Below are 17,176 nucleotides of genomic sequence, written 5' to 3'. Positions count from 1 at the left end.
GCCGGCCCGAGTGAGTCTGTAAGTAGTATCGAGTCAAAATTGTGAGTTGCCCCAGGTTTTCGGGAACGCGCCCCACAGGTAGCTTTTGGCCGTTTTCTGCCCGTCGCGAATGGCAGAAAACGACCCAAAGCGGCCGGTCGAGGTGTCTTTTGAACGCCTCATCGATTCGGAAGCTATTTCAAAAAGCTATGATCATAAGTGGTCGTCCCGAAAGGGGGATTGGCCGTCAGCGAGTTAGCCATATGAGATTCTTGAGACAATGACTCCGCGTTTTAGCTACGTTTGGTTGCTGCCACTGCTTGAAAAACCGTACGACGCCGTAAAGCTCGACCTTTCTGTCGCCATATCAGCTCTGGAAATCAGAAGCTCATTACCAGCAGAGGTATCGTTGCGCCAGTTGCTTGTAACAGCGCTGGAGTCTGACTCTGAGTACTGGTCTCAGCTTGCGATCAAATGGCTGGACGAAGGATTTCCTGTTGACCACAACCTATCCGAACTGTTGCATCAATGCTCATCTCGGAAAGTGCTTTCGCAGTCCATTCGACACAAAGCTTTCAGTCTTGCTCGACGCTGGCAAAAAACTGAGTAAGCAAGCCTGACACCCCGTTAAGCAGCCGGCTGCAAGCCACTGTCCGGCTAGTACCAAATGGTAAGTAAAACCGGAGGGCCGCATGACAGAATCCGCATCTAACCCCAGCATGAGCATTCAGGTCGCGTACTTAAAAGAGGCGTTAGAGCTCCATGTCCTTGAAGTTCCTGACATCGTTCGCTGGGCGGATGAAGAGATAAATGGCCAAGCTAGTCCTCCCTATGAGCTGATAGAGCTTGCTCTGATGGGTAAATCAAACCGGTTCGACACGGCAAGGCAATTGCTGCGAGTCGTAACACCGTCCATGAGCAGTGCAGAGATACTGCCTTACGTATTAGCTGCAGCACATAAAAAACTTCTCGATGTCCCTGACTTCGGAAAGGTTTTAGCCGAGGGAATGTATCGGTCTTGGATTAAGGCGAACTGTAATTTTCCCGACGCTCTTAGCCTGTGCGGATACTTCGACGACGCCTACAGTCTGGCTGAAAGCGGGACATTTGGGACAATCGACCAGATCAACCGAGAGCTGCTTGAGTTTACAGCTGGGTTCCTGAGTTGGATTTGGCCCGCAAGGGTGGCTGTGCGATAGGCTGTTAGTTTTTGAGCTTGCAGGACTGTGAACGTCCGCTCCTGGCCGTCTGCTGCCTGTCGCCACGGCAGCTTTTGGCGGATTCCTACCTATTCTCGACGGAGGGGATGATCAACAACGTTCGAATTCGGGAGGTTTACCATTCCGTATGCGGCTCTGAATTACTTGCAGACGGACAACGTGCTGACATCTAAAAAATCCCGAGTTCGATTCCACCGAACGCCATAACTAGCTGATTTATTTATAGTTACTAGTTGGGGTACGCCGAGTTTTCCACCGAACTCCAGACGCCCGAAAAACCTAGTCTCGCCGAAACATACCGTTCGTCTGGTGCCGGCACCATACAAAACGAAGCCCTCGCAGAAATGCGAGGGCTTTGTTGTTTCTGCCGTACGTGAATCCGAATCCCATTCACGCGTCGCAAGCACTAAGCACTTAGCTGCTTTATCCAGTCAAGGCTCGCAACGGTCGAACCGGAAGGACGGTATTCACAGCCGATCCATCCTGGATAGCCACGCTGCTCCAGCGCCGCGAACAAGGCAGCAAAGTCGATGCTCCCCGTTCCCGGTTCGTGACGACCCGGGCAGTCGGCAATTTGCACATGGACTGTTCTGTCATAAAACCGGGCCAGAACATCTGCTGCGTCTCCAGTCAGAAGCTGGGCATGGTAAAGATCGAGAATCAGCCCAACACTCGGGAAGGTCTCCAGCACCTGTTGCGCCTTGTTGAAGTCAGACATGTAATAGCCCGGCATCGCCTGCGAACTGATCACTTCGATAAGCGGCCGCAAACCCTGGTCTTCGAAGTACTTGACTGCATATTCCAGGTTGCCCTCGAAGATAAGCGCTGCCCCATCCTGCGTCGTAACTCCAGACATGAGGTGGACATCCGAACACGCCAGCGCCTTTGCATAGCTGGCGGCCTGGAGCAACCCGCTGCGAAATTCCTCTTCCTTGCCCTGCAAGGCCGCGATGCCTTTGGTAACGCCAGCCGGTGCAGCGAATTGAATCAGCGGCAGACTGTATTGAGCCAAGTGGTCGGCCAGGAGACTCGCGTCGAACTCATAGGGCGATGGGAACTCCACCGCCCGAAAACCAGCTGCTGCGGCAGCTTCGATGCGCTGCAGAAAGGGCAACTCATTGAATTGGAAACCGAGATGAGCATTGAACTTGAGCATATTGGTAAACATCCATGTAGTGATTTATGGCTTTTACATACATTGTAACTGCTTCATGAACCCCACATTCAAAGCGCCTATCTGATCCCGAATGTTGTGTTCCCGATTCCATCGGGAGCCATCGACTCCTGGTGCCCGTACCATACGATACAAAGCCCTCGTAGAAATACGATGGCTTTGTTGTTTCTGGGCTTTGGAAAACCAGGTCTTAGTGCCCCGCACTCTGCCCACCATCGACATGCAAGATCTCGCCGGTGACAAAGTTGGCACTGTCCAGGTAAACAACAGCCTGCGCAATGTCGCTGATCTCACCCATATGCCCAACCGGGTGCAAATTCCCCAGTGCTTCGTGAGTTTCCTCACCATGCATCGGCGTTTTGATGATGCCCGGGGAAACCGCGTTCACCCGAATTCCGCGCTTGGCATACTCGATGGCCAGGGACTTGGTCGCAGCGTTCAAGCCACCCTTGGTCAACGACGCCAGTACTGACGGCACACCGTCGATGGCATGGTCCACCAGGCTGGTGGTGATGTTGACGATGTGGCCGCGGCCCTGTTTTTCCATCTCGGTGATCGCGAGTTGGGTGATGTAGAAGAAACCATTCAGGTTCACCGACAACACCGCTGCGTAGTCTTCGTGGGTGTAGGCGGTGAACGGCTTGGCGACGAAGATCCCGGCGTTGTTGACCAGGGTGTCGATACGGCCGAAACGTTCGATCGTTTCACGGATGACTCGCTGGGCGACCGCGGGGTCGCCGATGTCGCCAGCAACGGTGAGAACGTCCGGGTCAGTGGACGGCTGGATCGAACGCGAAGTGGCGACAACCCGGTAATCGAGATCACGGAAGGCCTTGACCATGCCTGCGCCGAGACCTTGGGAGGCGCCAGTAATAACGATGACTTTTTTCGAATTGCTCATGATGAACCTCTACTAATAAATGATGGTTTGAAAAGTGATCAATCAGGCTTCGGCGGTGGCCTGCGCCATTTGCCTCAGCATCTGTTCGTAGTACTCGACCGATTGCGAACCCAACACCAGGTGACGACCGTTAAGCACCATTGCCGGTACCGAATTAATGCCGCGCTCGCGGTAAAACGCCTCAAGCTCACGGACCTCGTTGGCGAACGCTCCGAAGGCCAGCACCTCGCCTGCACGCTCCGCATCCAGTCCTGCCTCAGCCGCCAAACGCACCAGCGTCTGGTGATCGCTCGGGTTCTGACCGGCGGCGAAGTAAGCGCGCTGTAATGCTCGCTTGAGCGCGACCTGCCGCCCTTCCTGCAACGCCCACAACAACAGCCGATGAGCATCAAACGTGTTGTAGAAATGGCTGCGCTTCTCCAGATCGAACTTGAACCCGATGGCCTCACCGCGAGCGATCTGCATCGCTTTGCCGGCGGCGACTTCCTCGGCGCTGCGCCCGTACTTGTGCATCAAGTGCTCGATCGCGTTCTCACCTTTTGCAGGCATGTCCGGGTTCAATTCGAATGGCTTGAAGGTCAGCTCGACGGAGACTTCACCGGCCACGTTCTCGATCGCTTGCTCCAGCGCCGTGGCGCCCAAAGCGCACCATGGGCACACCACATCGGAGACGAAATCGATGGTGACGGACGCGGTCATGACTGCCCTTCCGCCTCAGCCAGTTGCTTGCGGTACTGGGTGGTGGTGATCCCGGCATAGCCCCAGTTATCGGTGTCGACTTCTTCGATCACGATGTGGGTCAGGTCCGGGCGTTTGTTGAGGACGCGTTCCAGGGTTTCAGTGATTTCGGCGATCACCTGAGCTTTCTGCTCTGAGGTAACGCCATCGCGGGTGATACGTACGCTTACGAAAGGCATGGGGGAAATCTCCAGTGACCTTCTCATCGGAATGATGGGGAGGCGTTGGAGAGGAATGTATGAGGTTGAGTCAGGGGGATAAAGGTGGGCGCGGGAACATCATTAGTTACTTGGTGTAATGAGTTGAGGTCTGTACTGAAAACCCAGACGCCGCCATGGTTCGCGACACCGACCGGCATGCCTGGGCGTCGCATTATTTGCAGGAAATGAGTAAGGCGATCATCGATGATGTGGTGAGGGTCCTCGACGCACCGGGTAACAATCGTAGCCAGTAACGTCGTCACTAAACCTGAGCCGCATGCATGAAAGAACCCCCATTGATTCGGGGCTCTTTCATTTCCGGCTCACACTTCGCTGACTTCAAATACCGCCCAAAAAAGACGCCGACACACGGTCAAATACACCCGTTGACACCCTCATCACACGGGCAGACAATTTAATCGAGAGCGCGAAACCGACTGCCTTCAGGTGGCGATAGTCGATGTAGGAGCCCCGTTGATAACCTGAAAATCAGCGCTAGGGTAAACCTCTCCTCCCCTGCTTGAGGGAGCACAATATCAAGCACCTTTTCATGAAAGCAGCCTGATCAGGCTGCTTTTTTTTGCCTTGGGAAAAGGTTTCGTTGATAAACCGTCACTCAGAAAAAGCCCACACTTCTCCCGTCCGGGCCATTTTTTGCTCCGATCATCTATACCTCACCAAAAACCTTAATCCCGTGTAAGCCTCCAACCATCGGGCGCAGAATCATTTCGCTACTAAACTCGGGACAAGCATGCTCAGGTGCAGGATCATAGCCAGCACGCGACCGACGCCCACCGGGGCGGCCAGGTACACAACAATAGCCAGCCCACTTTAGAGGGCATTACCCCAATGGATAGCAGAACCTTACGTAACCTCATGCGCATTGTGCAGACCGGCTCATTGTCGGCGGCGGCAGAGCATTCCTGTTTGAGCGTGCAGGCATTGGCCGCGCAGTTGAACAAGGTCGAAGAGCAGTTCGGTTTTCGGTTGTTTCGTCGCTCCAACAAGGGGCTGACTCTGACAACGCAGGGCACGGAGCTCACGCCCTATATGGACAAAGTGTTGGTTGCTACGCGGCAACTGGAAGAAAAAGCCGCCGCGCTCAAAGTGCCTGGGCAGCGCACGCTCAAGGTTGCGCTTAACACCACGCTCTCGGCCGACTTCAACCGGCGCATGATCGGGCGCCTCATTGAAGTGTTTCCTGATTATCAACTGGAATTCAGCTACGCCGAGTCGATGGAAAACCTCAGCAAGTTGAAGAATGAGGACTTTGATCTGGCCGTGCTGATCGGGCCGCAACACCCGGGGTTGCCCAGCATTGCCCTGCCCGATGTACAAGTGCAGGTGGTCGGTGCTCATTGCGGTCAGGAAAACGATCCACTGATGCTGCTCGGCAATAAGTTTCAGGTTCGTCCTGCCGACGATTGTCCGTATTCCCACAGCTTCTTGCGCTTTCTCGACGCCGGCCTTGGTAATTACGAGTCAGGCAAGCGGATGATCTATTCCTGCAGCGAGACCCTGACCCTGTCGTTGATCACGCAAATGGACGGCCTCGGCATGGTTTCCCGTGAGGCGGCCCTGCGTAACGGCTTGACCATTTTCCCGGGTTTCGAGGATTCCCTTGAAGTACGGCTGGCGGTCAATAACCCCGAGTTGTCGGGCCAGGCCTTGAACGACGTGGTCACTCTGCCGCTACATGAACGATCCGAGCGCGATGTACGCAGCCGTTCCCACCGCTACGCTGAGAAAGAGGTTTTTGCTGAAATACGCACATAACAACGTCGGAATGGCTGCATAAAATTCCGGGCGATCGAGCTGCACATGCTGATCCTTGATCAACAGCGGCGTGAGGCTGATTGCAGCGACGATCGCCACCGGCAGGTATTCCAGCGCCCGGGCGACCAGGGGTGGCCAATGGTCAGTGCTCACCTGCAACGGCAATGCGCGCGGCAGGAAGGTCACGGCCATCATCAGCGCGACGACCAGGATCAGGAACGTTTGGTCAGGCATACACCCACCCCGCAGCCCACAAATGTGGCAATGAACACGTTGAAGGGTGAGCTGCCGATCAGGCTCAGGGCCCCCATGCAGGCAACCGCGGCCAGTGCGGCGATCAGTTTGTTGCGGGTGTTGCACAGCGATACCAGCACGTAGAGCATCATCGCGGTCAGTGCATAGTCGAGCTGATATTTGATCAGGTGCGCCGCGTACTGCGCGCAGATCGCGCCCAGCAAACCGCCGAGCACCCACGACGTGTGGCAATACAAATTGAAGCCGATCAGGTAACGCACATTGACCGGCGTGCCCTTGCCCAGCTTGACGCTGTGGAAGGCGAACGATTCATCGGTCAGCCCACCCGCATAACACCAACGCTCGAGACGACTGAGCCCCATCGCCTGCAAGGCCTTGGCCATGTAGACCGACATCAGCATGTGCCGCGCATTGATCAGAAACGTGGTGAGGATGATGGTGGTCAGTGACGCGCCGCTTGAGATCAGCGCCAGGGCGGCGAACTGCGAGGCACCGGCGTAGACGAACAGACACATCGCGACCGGCAGCCACACGGGCAATCCGGCATTGACGGCCATCAAACCGAACACAAACGACACTGTGAAGTAGCCCGCAATAACCGGGCTGGCTTCAGCGAACGTGCGCGAGGGCTGCGGCTCGACCATCAGCGGCTGACTGCTGGACGTCTCATTCATAAGTCCCTCTCAAAGGTCGTTTCGCCGCGCGGCTCACAAAAGCCCTGGGCACTCCAAAAACGTTTGCCGGCAAGGTTAGCATCGTCGACGAACAGGAACATCCGCAGCACACCGACCCGTTTCATGTCTGCCGAAGCCGCTTCCACCAGGCGCTGACCAACGCCCTGGCTGCGATATACCGGGCTCACCGCCAAGTGATTGATGGTGCCACGGCTGCCAAGCATGCCGCCCAACACCGCGCCGACCACTTCGCCACGGATATCGAGAGCGAGGAACGCAGCGGTGGTTTTTTGCACCAACACTCCGCTCAGACATTTGGCATCCTGCCATTCACAGAACGACACTTCTTCGAATTGCCGAAAGAAGCGTTCCAGGCGCTGGGCATCCTTGGCCGTCGCGCGCTGCAGCATCACCGGTGCAGGGCACTCGGCAATGTGCATCATGGGGTCCAGCTGTTCAGCGAACAATGTCGAAAGCGGTCCCGGGCCGCGAGAAGGAAATGGCCAGAATCTGCCGATAGGCCATTTCGTGAGCGTGGGTGTTGCGTGCCGGCGTCACGTAGTGACGCATGTCGCGATCGAGGAAATAGGTGGTGTCGAGGATTTCCAGATAGGTCGTCGCCGCCAATTGCTCCTCTTGGGCCGAATACAAACGGCTCTCCGCCCCATCCACGTTGTTGCGGCCCCAGAAATGCACACCGCTGAACGGATAACCGTCGCAATGAATACCTTCAGGGGTAATTTCCAGTTGCTTGCCCGGCTTGATCTCGATGCGGATCTGATGGATCTGGCATTGCCAGATTTCGTCGTGCAACTCAGGCGGCAATACGTTTTTGTACACCTCGAAATCCGCATCGATGAGGCTGCGCATCACCGGCGAATTAATGACTTCATTGGAGAAGTCCTGGAAGTGCCGCTCCAATCCACCGACGTAGCTGTTGTTGGCCTTCGATTGCACGTAGGCGCGGTGTTCCAGTTGCTTCAAGTCGCGGGTGAGCGGGTTGTATTCGAAATCGCTGTAACGACGAAAACGCATGCCCGCATCGGCCTGGCCGTAATAACTGTCCGGCTCCATGCTTTCCCAACTTTTGGTCAATCTGACGAAGTCGGAAAAATGACCGAACAGATTGAAGTCAGCTCCCTTGACGTTGACATATTTGTCGCGCCGTAGCGATTCGCCAACTTCTCTGTTTAAAACGATCATTACTAGGTCTCCGCTGCATTTAGCGGCTTAATCTAGTAGGTGCAGGATTTGCGGCCCATGAGAAAGAATTTCAGGCATATCAAGCGCTGTTTGAAACGCGGTATGAAGTTGCTTTAATTCGACTTTTTACGATCAAAAACAGTCGTTTCCGGTGCTTTTTTACGGTTATGAGGCGAAAAAAAACCCGAACCAGTCGGGTTTTTATCGAGTCTGAACAACTCAATCGATCATCAGAAGATGTTGATCGGGTAATCCACAAATACGCGCAGTTCGTTGCCGCTGACGTTGTACTCGCTGGATTTGTGCGACACGCGCAGGATCGAGCTGCGCAGTTTTACGCTCAGGTCTTTGGCCGGGCCGCTTTGCACGACGTACTTGAACTGGTTGAAGATCTCGCGCTCGGTGCCGCCTTCGCTGGTGGAGGTGGTGATGTTGTCACCGCGCACGTAGGCAACGTTGTAGCTCAGGCCCGGAATGCCGAAGGTGCTGAAGTCCAGACCGTAGCCCAGCTGCCAGCTGCGTTCGTCTTCGGCGTTGAAGTCGGACCAGTAGGAGTTCGCCAGATAGATGGTGTTGCCGCCGTCACCGACGCGACCTTGATCCTTCTGATAGCCTCCGTAGGCGTAGCCCAGGTTGCTGTCGCCGGTGCTGCGCTGGTGAGCGAGAGTGAACGAGTGCGGGCCGGTGGCGAAGGTCGCTGCCAGGCTCCAGATCTTGTTGTCGTCACCGGTGGCACCGCTTTCACGGACATAGGAATCGTCCAGCTTGGTGCGATAGCCGTTGAAGTCCAGGGTCAGGGACTGATCCTTGTCGATCGGGAACACGTAGTTGGCGTTCACGTATTGTTTCTTCAGCACGTCTTCGACGTCGGACGCGTACAACGCAGCCTTGAACTGCTCAGTGAACTGGTAGCTACCGCCCAACACGTTGATCGACTTCAACCCACCGCTATCACGGCCTTCAGCGCTTTTGCGCGACTCAGCGGTGAAGCGACCTGCGTTCAACTCCAGACCCTTGATCTCCCTGGAGGTGATCAGGGTGCCGGTGTAGCTTTCCGGCAGCAGGCGCGAGTTGTCGTAGTTCAGCACCGGCAGGGCCGGCATCTGGTCGCCATAGGTCAGCGTGGTGCTGGAGAGGCGGAACTTGACTGCCGCGCCACCCTTCGACAAGTCGTTAGCTGCACTGCCGCTGTCGCCCTGCTTGAAGAAGTCGATACCACCGGCGCCGCTACGGCCCTTGCCGCCATCCAGACGCAGTGCGTACAGACCGAAGGCATCCACACCCACACCAACGGTGCCTTGGGTGAAACCGGACGAGAAAGTACCGATGGCCGCTTGGCCCCATTCGGCTTTGTCCGGGTTGCCATCTTTATAGTCACGATTGATGTAGGCGTTGCGCAGCAGCACTTTGAGGCTGCTGTCTTCAACAAAACCTTTGGACTCGGCTTGGTCGTTAGCCATGGCCTGAGTGGCGCTCAACATCCCCAGTGCGATCAGGCTGATTCGCTTGTTCAACATGTTATTTTCCTTATTACGGGTTGATACGCGCTGTGTCGAACCACTGAAACGGCGCTATCGCGCTCTTTTTTCACCCCAAAACAAAAAGGCCCGCCCACGAAACTTCGCGGCGGGCCTTTTATTGTTTTGTGAGTCATGGCGGTTAGCCACAGGCGTTGGGCGCATCCTATCCGCGCCCTTAATAAGGTGTCAATTTCAGGAATCGTCTGTAAATAGGCGAAAATCTTCTAAGAAATCACTTGTCAGCGATAGCCAATTGCACGGTGTGGCTGTCGACGAATTGTTCGAAATGCGTAACTTTGCCGTCAGCCAGGGTCCACAAGTGAGCGACCCGAGCATTCATCGGGCGGCCAGTGGCTTTGTAGACTCCGCTGTAATTACCGTAGGCAAATACCTTGTCGCCCTGTGCGACGTAGTTCTCGACCTTGAACTGAAAATCTTCCCATTCGGTGGCCAGACGCTTGAAGACGTTTTCGACGATAGCGTCGAAACCGACATAGGTCCCGGCGTAGGGGAAACCCGCCGCTTCGGTCCAGCGGGCGTCATCGGCCAGCGCCGCGGCGGTATTGCGCGCATTCTCCTGGGAGTTGGCGCCTTCGTACGTGCTTTTGATCAGGCTCAGGTTATCCATGGTGACTCCAGGTGAATTCAATGGGCGCAGCCGTCGAGGCCACAGGCTTGAAACGCGGATGAAGACTCTTTTGCCGCAAACGACTGACCCAGCCATTGGGCGAAAGCTTGTGGTTTGCCGAGCCACGGGCCGATGTCGACCAGGGTGAATTGGCCATCCTGTTCCAGTGCGAAAGTCGGGAAACCCTGACCACCGACCTTGGCCAAAAGTGCGCGACTGTCCTTGATATGGCGCTCGGTGTCGGCTTCATTAAATGCCTGTTGGAACGCCTCAGGTTCAAGGCCGGTCTGTGTGGCGAGCTCCAGCAGAACGGCTTCGTCTGCGATGCGTCGACCTTCCACGTAATGAGCCGTCTGCAAACGCCCCAGCAATGCTAGCCCGCGTCCAGCGATTTGCTCGGCTGCCAGCACGGCGGCAATCGGCGGCGCGGAATCGAACACCGCCGTCTCATCGCGCAGCAGACCTTCAAAATACGCTTCGCCAAACGGCTGGCCGGTGTATTCGGCGATGCGTCGGTCGTGGGGCATGACGTAATTGCGCAGTTGTGGCGAAACGGTCTGACGGTTGGCGCCGGTCATCATGCCGCCACCGTGGGCGATCACCGGCAACACGGCTTGTGCGGCCTGGACCAATGGTTTGGCGCCATAGCACCAACCGCACAATGGGTCGTAAATATAGTGAAGGATCATGGGAAAGCTCCGGCAACAAAGTAGGAAAACTCGATGCCGGCAGGTTAATCCCCAGACAGTTTCGGAAAAACGCTGGAATGGCTTTCAGTCTGTTTCATGAATCGGTCGAATACTTTCTGTTTCCGCCAGGTTATGGCCGACATGACCGGAACCTATATCTTCTAAACAATGCAAAAACCATGTGGGAGCGAGCCTGCTCGCGATAAGGCCATTACATTCAACATATTCGTTGATTGTAAGATCGCCATCGCGAGCAGGCTCGCTCCCACAGTTGATTTTCAGTGATTACAAAAAATCCTTCGCCCCAAAAAAAAGCGCCGCCTTCCCGGCAGCGCTTTCATCAATCCGTTGTTTTTCTTCTTATCCTTCCATTACATCCCACAGTGCTTCCAGTTCCGCCTCGCTGAATAAACCAGCGGGGTAGCGCTCGATCATCATCCGGCGCGGATCAGGCTCCCTGATCTGACGCGTTCCATTGGACTTCAACCACTGCGCCAAGACCTGGAGCGATTCGCTATTAACTGCCAGGGGATGCAGTGCCCGCTCGCTCACGACGTTCATTTCGGCGTTCATCTCAGCGCTCTCTCCTGGTTTGTGAGCGGCTAACTTATCCAAGGTTTATGACAGAACATCGAAGTTCTCTCCCTCCCCATGTTGCGCCATCGAAGATACAAGAGCTGTGCCAATGTTTTCGAAGTGTCGACAAGTGGATACAAAAAAGCCCGCAGTCCTGATGGGCTGCGGGCTTTCTGTGAAATAACGAGGCTAAATCGTTGCTCAATCGATTCTTCAATCAACTCAAGCTGTTACGTCCTCACTCACTCCTTGTGCGGCGCGGGCTGTTGTTGGGTAAGGCAGTGGATGTTACCGCCCCCCAGTAACAGTTCGCGACCCGGCACCATGACCACTTCATGCTGCGGGAACAAAGCCTGCAAAATCTCCTTGGCCGGACCGTCCAACGGGTCGTCGAAACTTGGCGCGATGATGCCGCCGTTGACGATCAGGAAGTTCACATAAGAGCCAGCCAGACGAACGGTTGGATTGCGTTCCTGAGTGCCATCCACCGGATCGACACCTGCGCACTCTTCTTCGGTGGCATACAGCGGCCCCGGAATCGGCATCTTGTGCACTGTGAACGGGCGACCCTTGGCATCGGTGCTATTTTGCAGCACGTTCATTGCCGCCTGGCAGCGCGGGTAGTTCGGGTTCTGCGGATCGTCAGTCCAGGCCAGCAGTACTTCGCCCGGACGCACGTAGCAGCAGAAGTTATCCACATGGCCGTCGGTTTCGTCATTGAACAAACCGTCCGGCAGCCAAATGATCTTATCCACAGCCAGATTTGCACTGAGCACCGCTTCGATTTGTGCACGGTCCATGTGCGGATTGCGATTGCGGTTGAGCAGGCACTCTTCGGTGGTGATCAGGGTGCCTTCGCCATCGACATGGATCGAACCGCCTTCGAGCACAAAACCTTCAGTGCGATAGCGCGGGCTGCGCTCGATTTCGAGGATCTTGCCCGCCACCTGCGAGTCACGGTTCCACGGCGAATATAGACCACCGTCGAAACCGCCCCAGGCATTGAAGTCCCAATCCACACCACGGACTTCGCCGCGGTTGTTGATGACGAATGTCGGGCCAGTATCCCGAACCCAGGCGTCATCGCTGGACATCTCCACCAAACGAATATTCGGCACGTCGAGACGGGCACGAGCATTTTCATACTGGCCAGCGGAGACCGCCACGGTCACCGGTTCGAAACGCGCGATGGCCTTGGCCACCGCCACATGCGCGGCTTGCGCCGGTTTGCCGCCCAGGCGCCAGTTGTCCGGGCGCTCGGGCCAGACCATCCAGGTCTGGGTCTGTGGCGCCCATTCGGCTGGCATGTAAAAGCCGTCGGTGCGAGGGGTGCTGTTCAAAGTGGTCATGGTTCAGGACTCCAGGGAACCGTCGAGGGTTTTGATCGCGCCGTACAGGTTCGGGCGACGGTCACGGAACGAGCCCCATGCGCTGCGGATGTGCTCCAGCTCATCGAGGTCGAAACTGTGAACCAGAATGCCTTCTTCTGTTTCGTTCAGCTCTTGGACTTTCTCGCCAAACGGGTTGGCAATGAACGACGAGCCGTAGAAGGTAATGTCGTAGCCGTCCTGCTCTTCGTTGCCGATGCGGTTGCTGGCGATCAGCGGCATCAGGTTGGCGCCGGCATGGCCTTGTTGCACGCGCTGCCAGTGGTCGCGGGACGAAATGGTCTTGTCGTGTGGCTCGCTGCCGATGGCGGTCGGGTAGAACAGGATTTCCGCACCTTGCAGCGCCATGCTGCGGGCGCACTCAGGGAACCACTGATCCCAGCAGATGCCCACGCCGATTTTCGCGTAACGGGTATTCCAGACTTTGAAGCCGGTATCGCCCGGGTTGAAGTAGTACTTTTCGTGGTAGCCAGGGCCGTCCGGGATGTGGCTTTTACGATAAATCCCCAGGTTGCTGCCGTCGGCATCGATGATAGCGATGCTGTTGAAACGTGCGCGGCCGGCCAGTTCGTAGAAGCTGATCGGCAGAACAACCTGCAGTTCTTTGGCGACTTTCTGGAAATGCTTGATGGCGACATTGTCTTCGACCGTCGTGGCCAGTTGCAGGTAATCAGGGTTCGGTTTCTGGCAGAAGTACGGTGCCTCGAACAGCTCCTGGATCAGGATGATTTGCGCGCCTTTCGCCGCGGCCTCACGGACCAGCTTCTCAGCGGTCTCGATGTTGGCTTCAAGGTCCCAGGAACAGGCCATCTGGGTAGCGGCGACGGTAACGATACGGCTCATGAATCATCTCCTGGGCAAGTGCTTGAGGGTCGAGGGTGGCATCGACCGATGACAGACAGAGGCAGCACCGGGCGTGGTTCGTCCACACCGTGGGCAGTGGCGACTTTATAGCCGATAAAAATCGGCTTTTAAAGCGATAAATATTCCACCCGTCAAAAATGATTCACTTAAAGCCGATAACAATCGAACTTTACGTGATCCCTTGTGGGAGCGAGCCTGCTCGCGATAGCAGTGGGTCAGTCAACATCAATATTGCATGTTCGACCGCTTTCGCGAGCAGGCTCGCTCCCACAAGGGGTATGTGTTTATAACCCTTCTTCGAGAACCTTCGAGAGCATGTCGACAAAGAAATCCACGCTCTGACGCGACGTAACCATCGGCGGCTTGATCTTGAGAATGTTCAGGTAATCGCCAGTCGGCTGCATGAAGATCCCCAATTCACGAAGACGATCGCACAACGCCGTGGTTTCTTCAGTCGCGGGCTCCAGGGTTTCTCGATTACGGATCAACTCCACGCCCAGATAGAAGCCAGAACCATGCACTGCGCCCACCAATGGATGCCGGTCGATCAATGCTTCAAGACGCGCTTTGAAATACCCGCCCACGACCTGGGCGTTTTCCCAGAGTTTTTCTTCTTCCATCACATCCAGCACTGCCATGCCGATCCGGCAACTGACCGGGCTGCCACCGGCAGACGAGAAAAAGTAACCCTCGGCTTCCAGCGCTTCGGCGATTTCCCGGCGAGTGATCACCGCGCCCAACGGCTGGCCGTTACCCATGCCTTTGGCCATGGTGATGATGTCTGGCACCACGCCCTGCTCTTCGAACCCCCAGAAGAATTTGCCCATGCGGCCGTAACCGACCTGCACCTCGTCGGCGATGCACACCCCGCCCTGAGCGCGGACCAGCGCATAGACCTGCTTCAAGTAACCCGGCGGCAGCGAGATACCGCCGGCATTGCCATACACCGGCTCGCAGATGAAACCGGCTAACTGGCGTTTCTGCTCGGCGATTTTCGCCAGGTTGTGTTCGACGCTACGCACGTAGTCCGGTGCGCTGTCGACGCCACGAAATTCACCGCGATAGGTGTTCGGCGCGGTCACCGGATGCACCCAGTCCGGACGGCTGCTCAAGGCCTTGGGGTTGTCGGCTATCGAAGTCGAGACCGCATCCGCCGCTACTGACCAGCCGTGATAAGCCTCCAATACGCTGAGCATGTCGCGACCGCCGCTATAAGCCCAGGCCAGGCGAATCGCCAGGTCATTGGCCTCGGTACCGCTGTTGACCAGAAATACGCGATCCATGTTGTCCGGTGCCAGCTTCAGCAAACGCTCGGAAAACTCGGCAATCGCCGCATAGTGAAAACGCGAGTTGGTGTTGAGCAACGACCACTGCCGGCTGGCGACGGCAGCCATGCGCGGATGGCCATGACCCAGGACCGCGACGTTGTTGAGCATGTCGAGGTAAGAGCGACCCTGCATGTCGATCAGGTGATTGCGCCAGCCACGCTCGATGCGCGGCGGGTCGACGTAATAGTGCTTCTGGGAGCGAGCGAAACTCGCGTCACGGCGGGCCAGCAATGTCTGCGGGTCGAGTTCTTCTTCCGCATCGCAGGCCAGGCCCAACAACACGGCAGGTGACGGACACAGTGCCTGCCAGGCTGCCGCGCGCGAAGGTGTGCAAAACAACGGCGCGTCGAGCTGAGCGCTTCGACACAACTGCACGATCAACGGCTCGCTGACCGAACCCAGCACCTGGCCTTTGACCAGCGCCGCGCTACTGCATACCGATGGGGTCACACCCCACAATCGGACGCTGAGCTCTGGGCCGTCCAGTTGCAGCAGGCTCTCCCCTTCAATATGGATAACCCCGGCAAATGGTGCTTCGACCGCCGTGCCGTCGGGCACTCGCAATGCAACGTGCAACGGGAAAGTGTCCGGTTCGCTGGCGCTGTCCGGTCGGGTTTGGGACAGACGATACTGGCCATATCGACTGGCCGCCAGACCGTGAGTCGCGGCGGCTTCTGTCAACAAATGCAGATCGATCCCTTGCTGTTCCCAGTTACCCGCCTCGAAATGCGGACTGAGCACGCCCAGATCGATCAACGCAAATTCACGCCCAACCAGACTCGGCAACAATGGCGCGAAACCTTCGCTGTCGATGGCCGGCAGGTTTTGGTCGACTGCAGTAAGAATCGCCGCCTCCATCAACGCCAACGGCACCGATGTGGCAATACGGAAAATTTCCCACTCATGGGTCAGGTTGTCGCGACTGTACTCATTGCCCGGATCGATGCTGACCTGTTGCTCGCCACTCAGCACCAGCACTGCCGAGCGGGCGACGATCAGCGGCCATAGCGCCAGCAACTCTTCATGCCGCAAAGGATTGATCGCGTGATAAGCCCGAACCGCCGGCAAAATGCAGAACGGATCGCCATCAACATGGTGCAGCAGCGCGGCGCAAGTCACCGACAGATCGGTGATCCGCCAGGTTCGGACCAAATCACCGAAATCGATCACGCCCTGCAACTGCCATTGGCGCCGGGAATCCCGCTGCCAGACCACGTTATCGTCGGTGATGTCCATGTGAATCGCCTGCACCTGCAGCTTATCCACCAATGGTTGCAAATGGCGCTCGGCTTGTTCGGCCGCCTCAGCAATCAATTCTCGTTGCCGCTCATCCTTGATCACTGGCAGCAAATGCGCGATCAACGCGTTGGCGTGGCGGGCATCCCATTGAAGGGTGCGCTCAAGCCCCGGATGATCGAAACCGGCCAGCGCCAGGTCCATTTCGCCGCAGAGCCGACCGAAACCGGCGACCACTGAATGATCTAGATGATCAAGGTGCGTCAGGGACTGGCCTTCGATGTAATCGAGCAGTCGTACATGCACTGCCTGGCCCCCAACCTCAAGGGAGAGCAGGTCTGCGCCGTTTTTGGCAGGAATCACTCGGGGCACCGGCACGCCGGAATGTTCACCCAGATGCTTGAGTCCTGCGTGTTGAGCTTGCAGCTCCAGCGCCGAGTAATCGCCACGGCAGATTTTCAGGACAAAACGCCCCTGATCACTGTCGACCCGGAAATTGAGATCCTGCTGGCTCCCAAGCGCCTGCAACCGCCCGCTCAGCCCGTAATGTTCTTCCAGCAGCTCAAGCGCTTGCGCCGCAGACACCTGCGGGCTGGGCAGACTGGCGCGGTGAATCAACGTGGCGAGCGGCATACAACGACTCCTGAAATTTTATTAGGTCCCTATATCGCCACTGCTTCGGGCGATACGCAACCCTCTTATACCGGTCGGGGGGTCGGCATTGGGGATGGTTTTCAGTCAGCGACTACTCAGATGAACTTTCCTACAGCAATCTCGGATTGAGCGACTTCAAGATTTTGATCGCCTGAACCATCGCCCCACTCGCA

Annotated in this window: 18 protein-coding genes and 1 pseudogene; 4 read left to right on the top strand and 15 right to left on the bottom strand. The window is 56.6% G+C overall.

The features are described 5' to 3' along the window. Positions 1–259: 259 nt before the first annotated feature. Positions 260–589 carry a hypothetical protein gene (locus tag ACZ3HH_RS04000; RefSeq protein ID WP_465802867.1) on the top strand — a complete coding sequence of 110 codons (330 nt, stop codon included), beginning with the start codon at positions 260–262 and terminating at the stop codon, positions 587–589. 82 nt (positions 590–671) lie between these two features. Continuing rightward, complete coding sequence (locus ACZ3HH_RS03995) at positions 672–1,178, top strand: hypothetical protein (RefSeq protein WP_465802865.1); 507 nt, start codon at positions 672–674, stop codon at positions 1,176–1,178. A 427-nt stretch (positions 1,179–1,605) separates the two neighbouring features. Here ACZ3HH_RS03995 and ACZ3HH_RS03990 read toward each other — a convergent pair whose 3' ends face one another. From ACZ3HH_RS03990 to ACZ3HH_RS03975, 4 genes are all read right to left on the bottom strand, one after another. Further along, positions 1,606–2,355, bottom strand: coding sequence for a hydroxypyruvate isomerase family protein (locus ACZ3HH_RS03990; RefSeq protein ID WP_465802864.1), 750 nt, complete (start codon positions 2,353–2,355; stop codon positions 1,606–1,608). Between the two features lie 208 nt (positions 2,356–2,563). Further along, positions 2,564–3,274 (bottom strand): SDR family NAD(P)-dependent oxidoreductase, encoded by a 711-nt coding sequence (locus ACZ3HH_RS03985; protein ID WP_465802862.1) that lies wholly within the window; start codon positions 3,272–3,274, stop codon positions 2,564–2,566. Between the two features lie 42 nt (positions 3,275–3,316). Further along, on the bottom strand, positions 3,317–3,973 hold the full coding sequence (locus ACZ3HH_RS03980; protein ID WP_465802861.1) for a DsbA family oxidoreductase: 657 nt from the start codon (positions 3,971–3,973) through the stop codon (positions 3,317–3,319). After that, complete coding sequence (locus ACZ3HH_RS03975; protein WP_007939483.1) at positions 3,970–4,191, bottom strand: tautomerase family protein; 222 nt, start codon at positions 4,189–4,191, stop codon at positions 3,970–3,972. The genes ACZ3HH_RS03980 and ACZ3HH_RS03975 overlap by 4 nt, the downstream gene beginning before the upstream one ends. Positions 4,192–4,337: 146 nt before the next feature. Here ACZ3HH_RS03975 and ACZ3HH_RS03970 point away from each other — a divergent pair. Together ACZ3HH_RS03970 and ACZ3HH_RS03965 are read left to right on the top strand one after the other, a co-directional pair. Then, positions 4,338–4,466 (top strand): annotated as a pseudogene (locus ACZ3HH_RS03970) (DUF3077 domain-containing protein); the annotation flags it as partial. A 595-nt stretch (positions 4,467–5,061) separates the two neighbouring features. Then, positions 5,062–5,988 (top strand): LysR family transcriptional regulator, encoded by a 927-nt coding sequence (locus ACZ3HH_RS03965; RefSeq protein WP_465802860.1) that lies wholly within the window; start codon positions 5,062–5,064, stop codon positions 5,986–5,988. On the opposite strand, the gene ACZ3HH_RS03960 is transcribed toward ACZ3HH_RS03965, so the two are convergent. The 11 genes from ACZ3HH_RS03960 to ACZ3HH_RS03910 all read right to left on the bottom strand — a co-directional run bounded on the left by ACZ3HH_RS03960 (position 5,905) and on the right by ACZ3HH_RS03910 (position 16,982). Further along, entirely contained in the window at positions 5,905–6,222 is a 318-nt protein-coding gene (locus ACZ3HH_RS03960) for an AzlD domain-containing protein (RefSeq protein ID WP_007897518.1), read from the bottom strand. The genes ACZ3HH_RS03965 and ACZ3HH_RS03960 overlap by 84 nt on opposite strands. Then, positions 6,201–6,917, bottom strand: coding sequence for an AzlC family ABC transporter permease (locus ACZ3HH_RS03955; protein ID WP_123721679.1), 717 nt, complete (start codon positions 6,915–6,917; stop codon positions 6,201–6,203). Before ACZ3HH_RS03955 ends, ACZ3HH_RS03960 begins: the two co-directional genes overlap by 22 nt. Then, positions 6,914–7,327, bottom strand: coding sequence for a GNAT family N-acetyltransferase (locus tag ACZ3HH_RS03950; protein ID WP_465803389.1), 414 nt, complete (start codon positions 7,325–7,327; stop codon positions 6,914–6,916). The genes ACZ3HH_RS03955 and ACZ3HH_RS03950 overlap by 4 nt, the downstream gene beginning before the upstream one ends. Positions 7,328–7,373: 46 nt before the next feature. After that, the gene (locus ACZ3HH_RS03945; protein ID WP_465802858.1) at positions 7,374–8,120 is read right to left on the bottom strand and encodes a 2OG-Fe dioxygenase family protein; all 747 of its coding nucleotides are present in this window, start codon (positions 8,118–8,120) and stop codon (positions 7,374–7,376) included. A gap of 230 nt (positions 8,121–8,350) precedes the next feature. Further along, positions 8,351–9,637, bottom strand: coding sequence for an OprD family porin (locus ACZ3HH_RS03940; protein WP_465802856.1), 1,287 nt, complete (start codon positions 9,635–9,637; stop codon positions 8,351–8,353). A gap of 235 nt (positions 9,638–9,872) precedes the next feature. After that, on the bottom strand, positions 9,873–10,268 hold the full coding sequence (locus ACZ3HH_RS03935) for a nuclear transport factor 2 family protein (protein WP_465802854.1): 396 nt from the start codon (positions 10,266–10,268) through the stop codon (positions 9,873–9,875). Positions 10,269–10,285: 17 nt separating this feature from the next. Continuing rightward, on the bottom strand, positions 10,286–10,957 hold the full coding sequence (locus tag ACZ3HH_RS03930) for a DsbA family protein (protein ID WP_465802853.1): 672 nt from the start codon (positions 10,955–10,957) through the stop codon (positions 10,286–10,288). 360 nt (positions 10,958–11,317) lie between these two features. Next, positions 11,318–11,530: a hypothetical protein gene (locus tag ACZ3HH_RS03925; protein WP_030129326.1), complete on the bottom strand. Its 213-nt coding sequence runs from the start codon at positions 11,528–11,530 to the stop codon at positions 11,318–11,320. Positions 11,531–11,775: 245 nt separating this feature from the next. Continuing rightward, entirely contained in the window at positions 11,776–12,882 is a 1,107-nt protein-coding gene (gene aguA, locus ACZ3HH_RS03920; protein WP_465802851.1) for an agmatine deiminase, read from the bottom strand. A gap of 3 nt (positions 12,883–12,885) precedes the next feature. After that, on the bottom strand, positions 12,886–13,764 hold the full coding sequence (aguB, locus tag ACZ3HH_RS03915) for an N-carbamoylputrescine amidase (protein ID WP_095054405.1): 879 nt from the start codon (positions 13,762–13,764) through the stop codon (positions 12,886–12,888). Positions 13,765–14,069: 305 nt separating this feature from the next. Further along, positions 14,070–16,982 (bottom strand): aminotransferase, encoded by a 2,913-nt coding sequence (locus tag ACZ3HH_RS03910; protein WP_465802850.1) that lies wholly within the window; start codon positions 16,980–16,982, stop codon positions 14,070–14,072. Positions 16,983–17,176 lie beyond the last annotated feature (194 nt).

The organism is Pseudomonas sp. PME37.24/025 (genome assembly GCF_055556615.1).
The sequence above is the reverse complement of the archived record's forward strand: the minus strand, read 5'-3'. Positions and strand labels throughout refer to the sequence as shown.

Excerpts from the sequence above, each read along its gene's own strand:
- ACZ3HH_RS04000 (WP_465802867.1), top strand. The coding sequence starts at position 260 with ATGACTCCGCGTTTTAGCTACGTTTGGTTGCTGCCACTGCTTGAAAAA.
- ACZ3HH_RS03995 (WP_465802865.1), top strand. The coding sequence starts at position 672 with ATGACAGAATCCGCATCTAACCCCAGCATGAGCATTCAGGTCGCGTAC.
- ACZ3HH_RS03990 (WP_465802864.1), bottom strand. The coding sequence starts at position 2,355 with ATGCTCAAGTTCAATGCTCATCTCGGTTTCCAATTCAATGAGTTGCCC.
- ACZ3HH_RS03985 (WP_465802862.1), bottom strand. The coding sequence starts at position 3,274 with ATGAGCAATTCGAAAAAAGTCATCGTTATTACTGGCGCCTCCCAAGGT.
- ACZ3HH_RS03980 (WP_465802861.1), bottom strand. The coding sequence starts at position 3,973 with ATGACCGCGTCCGTCACCATCGATTTCGTCTCCGATGTGGTGTGCCCA.
- ACZ3HH_RS03975 (WP_007939483.1), bottom strand. The coding sequence starts at position 4,191 with ATGCCTTTCGTAAGCGTACGTATCACCCGCGATGGCGTTACCTCAGAG.
- ACZ3HH_RS03965 (WP_465802860.1), top strand. The coding sequence starts at position 5,062 with ATGGATAGCAGAACCTTACGTAACCTCATGCGCATTGTGCAGACCGGC.
- ACZ3HH_RS03960 (WP_007897518.1), bottom strand. The coding sequence starts at position 6,222 with ATGCCTGACCAAACGTTCCTGATCCTGGTCGTCGCGCTGATGATGGCC.
- ACZ3HH_RS03955 (WP_123721679.1), bottom strand. The coding sequence starts at position 6,917 with ATGAATGAGACGTCCAGCAGTCAGCCGCTGATGGTCGAGCCGCAGCCC.
- ACZ3HH_RS03950 (WP_465803389.1), bottom strand. The coding sequence starts at position 7,327 with ATGCTGCAGCGCGCGACGGCCAAGGATGCCCAGCGCCTGGAACGCTTC.
- ACZ3HH_RS03945 (WP_465802858.1), bottom strand. The coding sequence starts at position 8,120 with ATGATCGTTTTAAACAGAGAAGTTGGCGAATCGCTACGGCGCGACAAA.
- ACZ3HH_RS03940 (WP_465802856.1), bottom strand. The coding sequence starts at position 9,637 with ATGTTGAACAAGCGAATCAGCCTGATCGCACTGGGGATGTTGAGCGCC.
- ACZ3HH_RS03935 (WP_465802854.1), bottom strand. The coding sequence starts at position 10,268 with ATGGATAACCTGAGCCTGATCAAAAGCACGTACGAAGGCGCCAACTCC.
- ACZ3HH_RS03930 (WP_465802853.1), bottom strand. The coding sequence starts at position 10,957 with ATGATCCTTCACTATATTTACGACCCATTGTGCGGTTGGTGCTATGGC.
- ACZ3HH_RS03925 (WP_030129326.1), bottom strand. The coding sequence starts at position 11,530 with ATGAACGCCGAAATGAACGTCGTGAGCGAGCGGGCACTGCATCCCCTG.
- aguA (WP_465802851.1), bottom strand. The coding sequence starts at position 12,882 with ATGACCACTTTGAACAGCACCCCTCGCACCGACGGCTTTTACATGCCA.
- aguB (WP_095054405.1), bottom strand. The coding sequence starts at position 13,764 with ATGAGCCGTATCGTTACCGTCGCCGCTACCCAGATGGCCTGTTCCTGG.
- ACZ3HH_RS03910 (WP_465802850.1), bottom strand. The coding sequence starts at position 16,982 with ATGCCGCTCGCCACGTTGATTCACCGCGCCAGTCTGCCCAGCCCGCAG.